At 37.2% G+C, this 12,575-nt stretch carries 13 protein-coding genes; 11 read left to right on the forward strand and 2 right to left on the reverse strand.

The features are described from left to right. Window positions 1-42: 42 nt before the first annotated feature. A complete protein-coding gene (locus CKJ95_RS03140) occupies window positions 43-351 on the reverse strand; it encodes a PepSY domain-containing protein (protein ID WP_099351948.1) in 309 nt (102 codons plus the stop codon). Window positions 352-517: 166 nt separating this feature from the next. Here CKJ95_RS03140 and CKJ95_RS03145 point away from each other — a divergent pair, with 166 nt between their 5' ends. The 7 genes from CKJ95_RS03145 (at window position 518) to murC (ending at window position 8,432) form a co-directional block, all read left to right on the forward strand. Beyond that, complete coding sequence (locus CKJ95_RS03145) at window positions 518-1,597, forward strand: M42 family metallopeptidase (protein ID WP_218962737.1); 1,080 nt, start codon at window positions 518-520, stop codon at window positions 1,595-1,597. 71 nt (window positions 1,598-1,668) lie between these two features. Next, window positions 1,669-2,199 (forward strand): DUF84 family protein, encoded by a 531-nt coding sequence (locus CKJ95_RS03150; protein WP_180271395.1) that lies wholly within the window; start codon window positions 1,669-1,671, stop codon window positions 2,197-2,199. A gap of 124 nt (window positions 2,200-2,323) precedes the next feature. Then, window positions 2,324-2,821, forward strand: coding sequence for a hypothetical protein (locus CKJ95_RS03155; RefSeq protein ID WP_099351950.1), 498 nt, complete (start codon window positions 2,324-2,326; stop codon window positions 2,819-2,821). A 92-nt stretch (window positions 2,822-2,913) separates the two neighbouring features. Then, a complete protein-coding gene (locus tag CKJ95_RS03160) occupies window positions 2,914-3,228 on the forward strand; it encodes a thioredoxin family protein (RefSeq protein WP_099351951.1) in 315 nt (104 codons plus the stop codon). A gap of 50 nt (window positions 3,229-3,278) precedes the next feature. Beyond that, a complete protein-coding gene (locus CKJ95_RS03165; RefSeq protein WP_099352306.1) occupies window positions 3,279-4,076 on the forward strand; it encodes a DUF1444 domain-containing protein in 798 nt (265 codons plus the stop codon). A gap of 85 nt (window positions 4,077-4,161) precedes the next feature. Then, the gene (locus CKJ95_RS03170) at window positions 4,162-6,765 is read left to right on the forward strand and encodes a DNA translocase FtsK (RefSeq protein WP_099351952.1); all 2,604 of its coding nucleotides are present in this window, start codon (window positions 4,162-4,164) and stop codon (window positions 6,763-6,765) included. A 368-nt stretch (window positions 6,766-7,133) separates the two neighbouring features. Next, window positions 7,134-8,432 carry a UDP-N-acetylmuramate--L-alanine ligase gene (murC, locus tag CKJ95_RS03175; protein ID WP_099351953.1) on the forward strand — a complete coding sequence of 433 codons (1,299 nt, stop codon included), beginning with the start codon at window positions 7,134-7,136 and terminating at the stop codon, window positions 8,430-8,432. A gap of 48 nt (window positions 8,433-8,480) precedes the next feature. Here murC and CKJ95_RS03180 read toward each other — a convergent pair whose 3' ends face one another. Continuing rightward, window positions 8,481-9,596, reverse strand: a complete 1,116-nt coding sequence (locus CKJ95_RS03180; RefSeq protein WP_099351954.1) for an aminopeptidase — start codon at window positions 9,594-9,596, stop codon at window positions 8,481-8,483. Between the two features lie 196 nt (window positions 9,597-9,792). Between CKJ95_RS03180 and CKJ95_RS03185 the strand changes: the two genes are divergently transcribed. The 4 genes from CKJ95_RS03185 to CKJ95_RS03200 all read left to right on the forward strand — a co-directional run bounded on the left by CKJ95_RS03185 (window position 9,793) and on the right by CKJ95_RS03200 (window position 12,331). Further along, window positions 9,793-10,245, forward strand: coding sequence for a DUF948 domain-containing protein (locus tag CKJ95_RS03185; RefSeq protein WP_099351955.1), 453 nt, complete (start codon window positions 9,793-9,795; stop codon window positions 10,243-10,245). After that, on the forward strand, window positions 10,245-10,643 hold the full coding sequence (locus CKJ95_RS03190) for a YtxH domain-containing protein (protein WP_099351956.1): 399 nt from the start codon (window positions 10,245-10,247) through the stop codon (window positions 10,641-10,643). Before CKJ95_RS03185 ends, CKJ95_RS03190 begins: the two co-directional genes overlap by 1 nt. A 19-nt stretch (window positions 10,644-10,662) precedes the next feature. After that, complete coding sequence (ytxJ, locus tag CKJ95_RS03195) at window positions 10,663-10,989, forward strand: bacillithiol system redox-active protein YtxJ (RefSeq protein ID WP_099351957.1); 327 nt, start codon at window positions 10,663-10,665, stop codon at window positions 10,987-10,989. 265 nt (window positions 10,990-11,254) lie between these two features. Next, on the forward strand, window positions 11,255-12,331 hold the full coding sequence (locus CKJ95_RS03200) for a bifunctional 3-deoxy-7-phosphoheptulonate synthase/chorismate mutase (protein WP_099351958.1): 1,077 nt from the start codon (window positions 11,255-11,257) through the stop codon (window positions 12,329-12,331). Window positions 12,332-12,575: the final 244 nt, after the last annotated feature.

Consider the following 12,575-nt stretch of genomic DNA (forward strand, 5'->3'; position numbering starts at 1 on the left):
AAAATTAGCTTATAAGTATAAAATCTTATAAGCTAATCTGCCTTACAATGGGTTAACCTCTAATATGGAACCTGTTTTTGCATCCATTACGAATTCGTATTGGTGGCTTTCTTGATTTAATTTCCGAGAGATGCCACCTTTGTATACTTGATAGTGAATGCCTGATTTTGTGAAGTCCTCTGGATTCATTTGAATCCAAGACCCATCAATTGGGCCATTCTTTTTGAAAGCTTCTTTGGCTAGTTTTAAGGCTTTGTCACCGGGAATCGTTGAATCACTTAATGCTTCTTTAACAAGAAGTGCACTTGCAAATCCAACACCAAAACCAAGAAAAAACTTATTCCAGCTCATTTTATCCCTCCTAAACGACTTAATCCTTGTGATAAGTATAACTTCTTTTTATCAAAATCTCCATGTTCGCTATGGTAACGAAAAAACAATTTCGATATACTAAATAATGTACATAATAGAATCAAATTTTTGCTACTTGTTACGACTCTTATTTACTGGAAGGAGAATGACATTGAAACAGGATACACTTGAGCTTTTTAAAACGTTAACAGAGCTTCCTGGAGCTTCAGGGAATGAACACCAGGTAAGAAAGTTTATGCGTTCACAGCTTGAAAAATACTCAGATGAGGTTGTACAAGATGGATTAGGTAGTATTTTTGGAGTACGCCGTGGTGATGCTAATGGACCAACTGTCATGGTTGCTGGACATATGGACGAAGTTGGATTCATGATCACTTCGATCACGGATAATGGGATGCTTCGTTTCCAGACCTTAGGTGGCTGGTGGAGCCAAGTTCTTCTAGCGCAACGTGTACAGATAATTACTGATAATGGTCCTGTAATCGGGGTTATTGGATCAATCCCTCCACATTTACTGGAAGAGAGCCAACGCAAAAAGCCAATGGATATTAAAAATATGTTAATTGATATTGGTGCTGATGATCGTGAAGATGCAATCCGCTTGGGAATCAAGCCTGGTCAGCAGGTAGTTCCGATTTGTCCATTTACACCAATGGCAAACGAAAAGAAAGTTTTAGCCAAAGCATGGGATAACCGCTATGGCTGTGGACTTTCCATCGAGCTATTAAAGGAATTGCAGGGAACCCAGTTACCAAATACACTTTATTCTGGTGCTACTGTCCAAGAAGAAGTAGGTTTAAGAGGTGCAAGAACGTCGGCTACAATGATTAAACCTGATATTTTCTATGCCCTAGATGCAAGTCCAGCTAATGATATGTCTGGAGATAAGAGTGCATTTGGTAAACTTGGACATGGTGCTTTACTTCGAATATTTGACCGTACGATGGTTACACATCGTGGTATGCGTGAATTTATTTTAGATACAGCAGAATCCAATAATATTAAATACCAATATTTTGTTTCTCAAGGTGGAACAGATGCTGGCCAAGTTCATCTTTCAAATGAAGGTGTGCCATCAGCAGTTATCGGGATTTGTTCTCGTTATATCCATACACATGCATCAATTATTCATGTGGATGACTATGCTGCTGCAAAAGAATTACTTGTTAAACTTGTAAAGAATTCTGATCGCACAACAGTGGATTCCATTCGTCAAAATGGGTAAAAATTAAGTTAGCAAATGTAATGTGCTCGGCTCATGCCGAGCATTCGTTTTGATAAAGAGGTGGTAATAAAATGATACAAATTGCAATTGGTACGAAAAATCCCGCAAAAGTGGATGCGATTATACAAGGATTTGCTGGCATTGAAGCGAACTTTCATCCAACATCCGTATCTTCTGGTGTGTCAGCCCAACCTTTTTCAGATGAGGAGACCATTCAAGGTGCAATTAATCGCGCGAAGTCTGCTCTGGAAAAGGAAGGCGCAGACCTTGGAATTGGCTTAGAGGGTGGGGTTGTTGAAACCGAGTTTGGAATGTTTTTATGTAATTGGGGTGCAATTGTTGATAACGATAATGACCCGATAATTGCAGGTGGAGCAAGAATCCTCCTACCAAGTGAAATTGCTAGAGAATTAAAAATGGGAATCGAACTTGGTGATGTGATGGAGGATTTCACAAAACAAAAGGATATTCGCAAGGCTGAGGGTGCAATCGGTATTTTCACGAACCAGTATGTGAGTCGAAAAGATATGTTCACGCATGTCGTAAAACTTCTCGTTGGCCAGTATGCGTATAGAAAAAGAGTTAATTCATTTAATTCATAATTGTAACAAATAAATGGTACTTATTTCTTATTGATTAAAATATGTAGATTGCTCTTGCAACTAATAATTTAATAGGTTTATTATAGAAAATGAGAATAGCTACCTTTTTAAGGGGTGAGAGAATATGAAACTAGGGAAAGTCCTTGTTTTTATTTTTCTATCGCTTGTAGGACTTTTGGCAGGTTGTGCATCGATTGAAGATGAATCTAAGGAAACGGTTGCAGCGGTCGAAGATGTGTTTAAAGCTCAACCTGAAAAGACGAATAGTGAAAACGGCGATGTTTCCTTTTATCTGCCATCTACTATGGAGATAGATGAGAAAGATGAAAATAATGTAATCCTTCAAAATGGAAACCAAACTTTTATTTTATTTGTTAATCCAAATGAAGAGCGTACAAGTGATGTATTATATAACTCAGTTGATTCGAAGGAATTTGCAATTGACAAAACCTATACAGATAAAGAACGATTTGGCTATGTTAAAGCTTTTGAAATAGAGGACAAGCTTTACCTTGTGACTGTGGGAATTGGCGGAATAAAAATGACAACAGAAACGAAGGTAAGCGACATTTCTGAAAGTGCAACCGAGATGATGCAAATCGTATCTTCCGTGAAATATTGAAATTTAGCCCCCTACACTGGTAGGGGCTTTTATTTGTTTTTAGGTAAAGAATATATGATAATTAGTTCATACGGAAATTGGAGGTAAAGCCCATGAAAAAACTTGAAACGATAGACCAATATCAAGAATTAATCAAAAGCGGAAAGAACATTCTAATGTTTTCAGCAGATTGGTGTCCAGACTGCCGTTTTATTGATCCATTTTTGCCTGAAATAGAGAGTTCTTATCCTGACTATACATTTTACTATGTAGACCGTGACGAATTTATTGATTTATGTGCGACTCTGAACGTTTTTGGTATACCAAGCTTTGTGGCTTACAAGGACGGAAAGGAAACGGGCCGTTTTGTAAGTAAGGACCGTAAAACGAAAGAAGAAATCGAACAATTCATTAATGGTCTCTCTTAAGATCACGTAGAGAGGAGATTGATTTTATGGACCAAAAACATAATAGGAAAATGGATTCAAAAAAGGTAAAGAAAATAATCCAAGATAAGCTATCTCATCATAATTGGCAATTTTCTTTTGATCGAGAGAAAGATACCTTACGTATCGAAGACAAGGAAACGAAGAAAGGAATGACTGTCACACTACCTGGAATAGTCGCGAAATATCAAGAAGAAGGTCCCGGAAGTCTTGATGAAGTCATTTATTATATTGAAGAATCTTTGACTTTTATGAATAGTGAATTGGAACTTGAGGGTAAAGAAAAGAACATTTATCCTGTTATTCGTTCAACCTCCTTCCCAACTGAATCGAATGAGGGAGAAGAACTTATTTACGATGACCATACTGCAGAAACAAGAATCTATTATGCACTTGATTTAGGAACAACGTACCGTTTGGTCGATAAAAAACTTCTTGAAAAAGAAAATTGGAAGTTTGAACGAATCCGTGAAATAGCAAGGTTTAATCTACGTTCCCTAGACGTTTCATACAAGACTGACAAAGTTGCAGGCAATACCTTTTATTTTATAAATAAAAACGATGGATATGATGCTAGTCGTATCTTGAATGATGCCTTTTTACAAAAAATGAGCCAACAAATTAAAGGAACAATGGCTGTAGCTGTCCCACATCAGGATGTACTGATAATAGTTGATGTTCAAAATGATACGGGATATGATATCCTTGCTCAAATGACAATGAGTTTCTTTGCAAGTGGACGTGTTCCCATTACGGCTCTATCATTTATTTATGAGGACGGTAAACTTGAGCCCATCTTTATACTTGGGAAAAATCGCCCAAGAAAATAAAACATACTCTACCAAAAGTCGCTAGGAAAACTAGCGGCTTTTTTGTTACAATAAAGAATAGAATTGAAATGGAAGAGTGATAGTTGTGAATTGGATAAAAAGATTACTACATTTTTTACAGACGGACGATGATGATCCAATTGAAATAAAAACGACTCAAATCAGACAAAACAAACCTGTTGAGGCAAGAGTGACTTATGAATACCCAAAGGGAAATTTTCGATTTCCTGTCATACCCGATCAAGACAAAACAAGAATGAAAAAGGAAAAGGTACAAACCAAGCAAACTCAGCGAACACAGCAAACTCAACGAGCACAGCAAAAACCAAAAACGCAGCAAGCACAAAAAGTTCAGCAAACTCAACAAACAAGAACCTCACAACCAACTAGGAATTCAACTCCTAAAACCGTTGTAAAGTTACAAGAGAAACAACCCTTTCAACCTTCCGAGACACCATCCCCGGTATTTGGTCTAGGTAAACCAAAGCCTCAGGAAATAGCTCAGGAAACAGCTCAAGGAATAGTAGAGTATGAACTTCCTTCAACGCCTATTGCAGATACAGAATCGATTGCTAGGGCATGGAAAGAAGCACAAGAAGAGGTTGCTTCAACAATCATACTAACGGAACAAGTTGAACCAAAACAGTATACAGTTTCAACTACATTAGAAGATACCGAGCAAAAGGTGGCAAACTTTGCGAATCAATTACTAAGAGAAGAAGAGGTAACTGAGGAAATACCGGCTGCTATTGAGCCACAAAGTGAAGAGTCTATTAAAGAGGAAACTCCAATACAAGTAGTTGTGGAGGAGGAGTTAAATGCGTCTGAGGAAACAAATCTAGTTGAACAAGAAATGATGATACATACTGAAGAAATTGTGACAGAAGAACCAGTTGATCAGATTGAAAATATAGAAGTGCAAGAAGATCTTAAAGCGGAGGCAACTGAAACTTCTATAGAGAATACTGAAACACAGGTTGAACAGATAGAGAAAAGTGAACATACCAGAACAGAGCCGAGACGATCGAATATACCGTTTAATGTATTAATGTTTAAAAAGGACAAACAGAAATTGTCACAGCGTCAACCAGAAAAAGTAACACAAGTAACTCCTGTTGAACCAATTGAACAAAAAAGACAACAGGAAGTACCAATCCAAAATGAACAACCAGTTGAGCAGGAACAAACAAGACAAAGTGAACAGCCAGTGGAGCAAGAACAAACAATGCAGCAAGAACTACAAACACATCAGGAAGATGAAGTTCAACAATCTGGCTATACTTTCCCAGGTCTATCTTTCTTAAATGCGCCTCCTGCCGAACAAGCTGATGACAGTCAATGGCTACTTGACCAGCAAAATATTTTAGACCAAACTCTAAGAAATTTTAAAGTGCGTGCAAAAGTGGTGAATGTAACTCAGGGCCCTGCTGTTACTAGATTTGAGGTACACCCAGAGCCAGGAGTGAAAGTAAATAAAATTACCAATCTATCAGATGATATTAAATTAAGTTTGGCTGCCAAGGATATTCGGATCGAAGCACCAATTCCTGGAAAAAATACAATTGGTATTGAAGTACCAAATAGAAAAAGCAAGCCTGTACTATTAAAGGAAATCATACAAAGTCCTGAATTCGAAACAAATCAATCACCATTAGCTGTCGCAATGGGTCTTGATATCTCTGGAAAGCCAATTGTAACGGATTTACAAAAGATGCCGCATGGACTTATCGCAGGTGCGACGGGTTCGGGTAAAAGTGTATGTATTAACGCAATGCTTGTCAGTTTGCTTTATAAGGCATCACCGGATGAAGTGAAGTTACTACTGATTGATCCCAAAATGGTAGAATTGGCACCTTATAACCATATTCCACATCTTGTAAGTCCGGTAATTACAGATGTAAAGGCGGCAACAGCTTCCTTAAAGTGGGCAGTAGAAGAAATGGAAAGAAGATATGAATTATTTGCCCATACCGGTGTTCGTGATATTGGCAGATATAATGAAATGGTGAAAAAACATGACGAGAAAAGTGGGAAATTACCTTATCTCGTGATTATCATTGATGAGCTTGCTGATTTAATGATGGTAGCGCCTGGAGATGTAGAGGATTCAATCTGCCGAATTGCCCAAAAAGCAAGGGCCTGTGGAATCCATTTAATTCTTGCAACACAACGCCCATCAGTTGATGTAATCACAGGACTAATCAAAGCGAATATTCCAACCCGTATCGCGTTTTCTGTTTCCTCACAGGTTGATTCAAGAACGATTATTGACTCAAGTGGAGCAGAGAAGCTGCTTGGAAGAGGAGATATGCTTTTCCTAGAGAATGGTTCTTCAAAACCATTTCGTGTTCAAGGCAATTTTGTTACAGACGATGAAATCGAGGAAGTTGTGAATTTTGTAAAATCAGAAATGAAGCCAAGCTATATGTTTGAACAGGACGAGCTCCTAAAGAAAGCTTCAATCACAAATGAAGAGGATGAGCTCTTTTTTGAGGCATGTGAATTCGTTCTTGAACATGGGGGAGCGTCTACCTCTAGTGTCCAAAGACGTTTTAGAATTGGATATAATCGTGCAGCGCGTCTAATTGATATGATGGAAGAGCAAGGAATTATCTCTGAATCTCGTGGTAGTAAACCACGTGAAGTTTTGATAACTGAAGAGGATTTAGCTGAGTTATATGAGGGCTGATAACTATTGTTATCGCCCTTTTTCGTTTATAGGTAAAAAGAATCAAATGAATTACTTATTATCACAAAGAAAAATCAGTGCTACAACAGGTTAATTCTAATGTCCTACGTTCATAATAAGGATAACTCATCCCACTTATGTTGTGGTTTCGTAGGACATACTTCAAACTTCTTGTTGATTTCTAGTTATTTTTTCGTAATGGTCTTCATCATTGATTAGTGCTATAATGAAAAAATGTGAGATGATTGTATATACATAAAATTCGATTTTACTTAATAGCACCTATCTCAAAATCATGGGTACAATTATCAAAATTAGATGAATTTCATATACTGTCTTACAGATAGACATTGTTGGAGGTTCTTTATATGACAGTTTACCACTTCGTTGGAATCAAAGGTACTGGCATGAGTTCATTGGCACAGATACTTCATGACATGAATTATGAAGTTCAAGGGTCTGACCATGAAAAATTTTATTTCACACAAAAGCCTTTGGAGCAAAGAGGAATAAAGATATTACCTTTTGACAAGGAAAATATTCATGAAGGTCTGACGGTTATTGCCGGGAATGCCTTCCCTGATACTCATGAAGAAATAGTTAAAGCGGTCGAAATGGGGTTACCTGTTATTCGCTACCACCGATTCCTAGGTGAATTTATGAAAAAGTATACGAGCGTTGCCGTAACAGGCTCCCATGGAAAAACATCTACAACAGGCTTACTTGCACATGTGTTGCAAGGAGCAGAACCAACTTCCTACCTGATTGGGGATGGAAGTGGTAAGGGAGTAGAGAATAATAAAAACTTTGTTTTTGAAGCATGCGAATACAGACGTCATTTCTTAAGCTATCATCCTGATTATGCGATAATGACGAATATTGATTTTGACCATCCAGATTATTTTGCAAATATTGAGGATGTATTCAATGCCTTTCAAGAAATGGCCATGCAAGTTAAGAAGGGAATTATTGCTTGTGGGGATGATGAATACCTGCAAAGTATCCAAGCGAAGGTTCCTGTTGTGTTTTATGGAATTGGAGAAGAAAATGATTTTCAAGCTCGTAATATCAAGAAAAGCACAGAAGGGTCCACCTTTGATGTTTTCGTAAGAAATACTTTTTTTGCAAGCTTTTCCATCACTGGATACGGAAATCATAATGTATTAAATGCTTTAGGTGTAATTGCACTATGTCATTATGAGAATATTGATGTGTCCATTATTCAAGAGCGTTTGTTGAGCTTCGGTGGTGTAAAGCGTAGGTTCTCTGAGAAACGAGTCGGAAATCAAATATTAATTGATGATTATGCTCATCACCCAACAGAGATTAATGCAACAATTGAAGCTGCAAGGCAAAAATATCCTGATCGTGAAATTGTGGCGATTTTCCAACCACATACATTTACAAGAACACAGACGTTTTTGGATGACTTTGCAGCAAGCTTAGTAAAAGCGGATCAAGTTTATCTATGTGATATTTTCGGTTCGGCCCGTGAAAATAAAGGTGAGCTTTCCATTGGTGATCTACAAGGGAAAATTCCAGGTTCTGAATTAATTACAGAAGACAATACTTCTATCCTTAAAAAACATGAGAATAGTGTATTAATTTTTATGGGAGCTGGCGATATTCAAAAATTTCAGGATGCCTACGAAAAGGCGGTCGTATAAAAAAGACCTTTGCGAAACATTTCGCAAAGGTCCTTTTTTTAATTCAATTTACTTTAGATTTTCTGGGTTTAATGGTTCAAGCTCAGGGATAACAAAGCGGCCGTCCTTACGAATAAGTACATCATCAAAATAGATTTCTCCACCGCCATATTCAGGACGTTGAATATTTACCATATCCCAATGGATATTTGAGTTGTTTCCGTTGTATGCATCATCATAGGCCTGTCCAGGTGTAAAATGGAAGCTGCCATCAATTTTTTCATCAAATAGAATGTCTTGCATCGGATGTTGGATGTAAGGATTTACCCCAATTGCAAATTCACCGATAAAACGTGCACCTTCATCTGTATCAAGAATTTTATTAATACGCTCATTATCGTTTGATGTAGCTTCTATTATTTTTCCATCTTTAAAAGTTAGTGAAACATTTTCAAATGTGAAGCCTTGATATGGGGATGGCGTATTATATGTTAACGTACCGTTTACAGAATCACGAACAGGAGCAGTATATACTTCACCATCCGGGATATTCATTTCACCTGCACATTTAATTGCTTTAATACCTTTGATGGAGAATGTAAGGTCGGTACCAGGACCCGTAATGCGTACCTTGTCGGTATTATCCATAAGCTCAACAAGCGCATCCATTGCATTGCTCATTTTACCGTAATCAAGATTACACACATTAAAATAAAAATCTTCAAATGCTTCTGTACTCATTTTAGCTAGTTGGGCCATCGAAGAATTTGGATAACGCAGAACTACCCATTTTGTTTTTGGTACACGTATTTCACGATGTACTTTTTTGCCGACTGTATTTCCTTCAATTTTCATTTTGTCATCCGGTATATCTGCAAACTCATTGATGTTATCGCCAGAGCGTAAGCCTATATAGGCATCCATTTTGCTCATAACATTCGCTTCAAAGTCGGCTTTCATCTCAAACTGCTTTTCCTGAGCACCTAATAAAAGAGCACGATCTACCTGGTGGTCTTTTAAAGATACAAATGGATATCCACCAGCTTTATATGCTTCATTAATAAGCGCAATCACGAGCTCACGCTGTAAACCGAAGTTCTCGATTAGTACTTTTTCACCTTTCCCGAGGCGTACAGAATAATTAATTAAATTACGAGCGAGTGTTTCAATACGTGGATCTTTCATAATAAATGCCTCCAAATTCAATTTTACTTATGTACCTTCCTATTGTAACCGAAAAAAAGGAAATTGTTTATTAAAATCGATTGCTTATAAATTCCTTGGAGGACTTCAATGATTTTTGTCGAAAGTAAAACAATGGGGATAGTATGTTTGATATCGGTAAATTCGGGTAACAAAGATAGAAGGAGGTGCATCGCGAATGATTCTTATCGTATACATAAGTGTTGCAGTAATTGCAGTAGCTTTTTTAATTTTGGTTATTTATCTCTCAAGGACGCTACGTTCCCTTCAAGTAACATTAGATAATGTGGCAAGTACTTTATCTGGGTTAGAGAAACAGATGGAAGGTGTAACAAGTGAAACGACAGAACTCTTGCATAAAACAAATAAGCTTGCAGAAGATATTCAGCAGAAGTCCGAGAGTTTGAATACAGTTGTTGATGCTGTTAAAGACGTCGGAACTTCTTTACAACGCTTCAATAAATCAGTTGGAAATGTGACAGAAGAGGTGGCAGTACAGTTAGAGAAAAATAAAACCAAAATCTCACAGGTTGTCCAAGTGGGGAATGCTGTAATAGAGATTTGGGATAAATGGAAAGATAAGAAACAAAAGCATGACAAACCAATTTCGAATGAAGAAAGGGGATTATAATGGGAAAAAATAGTGGTTCAAATTTTATCTTAGGAACAATTGTAGGTGCAGCAGTTGGCGCTGCAACAGCTTTATTTCTAGCGCCAAAAACAGGACAAGAATTCCGTAGGCAGATAAATGATCAAGCTTCTGTTGTAAAGGAAAAAACAAATTCTCTTTCCAAAACAATTTCTGAGCAGTCCAATCAGATTTTAACAAAAGTAAAAGACTATAAACCTTCTACCGGGCAAAGTGAGCCTGAAGTTGTAAATGAAAATAATGAACCAGCAGTAGATGCAGCGACAGAAGAAATAACTCAGGATACAGCTGGAAGTGAACAGCTGTTCCAGGAAAAGCTTGCTGAAGCGAAGCAAGCCTTAGACGACGCAGAAAACAATACACAAACTACTAACTACTGATAAATGGGGAGATGTAAAGATGGGGAAGGCAAAAATTGAAACAATCGAAGAATTTAACCAAGTCCTAGAAAAAGAAAGTAAATTTATTTTTATCAAGCACAGTCTTACTTGTCCAATTAGTAAAGCTGCTTTTGATGAGTATGAACAATTTGTGTCAGAACATGAAAATGTACCAACCTACTATTTATATGTTCAAGAAGCAAAAGAACTCTCAAACCACATTGCAGAGAATTTTGAAATTAAACATGAATCACCACAGGCTCTTCTTTTTGAAGATGGCAAGGTAAAATGGAATGCCTCTCATAGAAGTATAACGAAGGAAGCATTAGTCACTGCAGGTGAATAAAGAAAAGTCCATGGCTAAAAAACCATGGACTTTTCTTTCTAATACGATACAATTGTATAAATGAAAGAATTGTTTAATTATTGTATTTTTGTATTCACCGATGAATCGATTGTATCATAATATACTTTATTGCTTAAAAGCGTTTAGGTAATAAAGTTTTTAGTGACATATTGGATTTTATCGTTTATAATGAATTCTAATTACTAGAAATATATTATATTTTCGATTAAATTGCGATAAACTGGGTGGAGAAAGGAAGAGTGAGATGAGTAAAGTAGAACTAGATAACCTACGGGACAGAGTAGAAGAAATTAATCTTGAAATTCTTAAACTTATTAGTGAACGCGGGAAATTAGTACAAGAAATTGGAAAAGTAAAAGAAGCACAAGGTGTTAACCGATACGATCCAGTGCGCGAAAGAAAAATGTTAAATAACATTTTAGAGCATAATGAGGGACCATTCGAAACATCAACTGTACAACATATCTTTAAAGAAATTTTCAAGGCAGGTCTTGAGATTCAAGAAGACGATCATCGCAAAGCTCTCCTTGTTTCACGTAAGAAAAAACCAGAAGATACAATTGTTGAGGTAAAAGGGGTAAAAATCGGTGATGGCTCACAACAATTCATTGTTGGACCATGTGCGGTTGAAAGTTATGAGCAAACAGCTGCAGTAGCTGCAGAAGCAAAGAAATATGGATTACGCCTACTTCGTGGCGGCGCATTTAAGCCTAGAACCTCTCCTTATGACTTCCAGGGATTAGGACTTGAAGGATTAAAAATCTTAAAACGCGTTGCTGATGAAACAAACATGGCTGTTATCAGTGAAATTGTAAACCCAGCAGATATTGAAGTTGCTTGTGATTACATCGATGTTATCCAAATCGGTGCTCGTAACATGCAGAACTTCGAATTACTAAAAGCAGCGGGTTCTGTTAAAAAGCCTGTATTATTAAAGCGTGGATTGGCTGCTACACTTGATGAATTCGTCAATGCAGCAGAATATATCATATCTCAAGGAAATGATCAAATCATTCTTTGTGAAAGAGGTATCCGTACTTACGAAAAAGCTACTCGTAATACACTAGATATTTCTGCAGTTCCTATCTTAAAACAAGAAACACACTTACCAGTATTTGTTGACGTAACACATTCAACTGGACGTCGTGATTTATTATTGCCGTGTGCAAAAGCAGCTCTTGCAATTGGAGCAGATGGTGTCATGGCGGAGGTACATCCAGATCCAGCGATTGCTCTATCAGACTCAGCACAGCAAATGGATTTTGATCAATTTGAAAAATGGATTACAGAACTTAAGGCAACCCAAGCCGTTCGTGTATAATTTTATTCAGTTGGGGTTTAAACCCCACTGTATAAAATTATAGCCCCTGGCGGATGCCACAGATTTTTTAGATGAAATTTTTCAAGCATGCTTGAAAAAATCTGGGCGCAAATACGCCAAGGCGCATTTGATTTTTCATGAAGACCTCCTACTGTAAAGTAGGAGGTTTTTTTCGAGCTTTTTCGAGATTTTTAACGAATTTGTTAAGAATTGCACAAAGTAATTGCCCTTGCGGAGCAAGTAT

It is taken from the genome of Fredinandcohnia onubensis, assembly GCF_002734285.1.
In the GTDB taxonomy this organism is placed as follows: Bacteria; Bacillota; Bacilli; order Bacillales; family Bacillaceae_L; genus Ferdinandcohnia; species Ferdinandcohnia onubensis_A.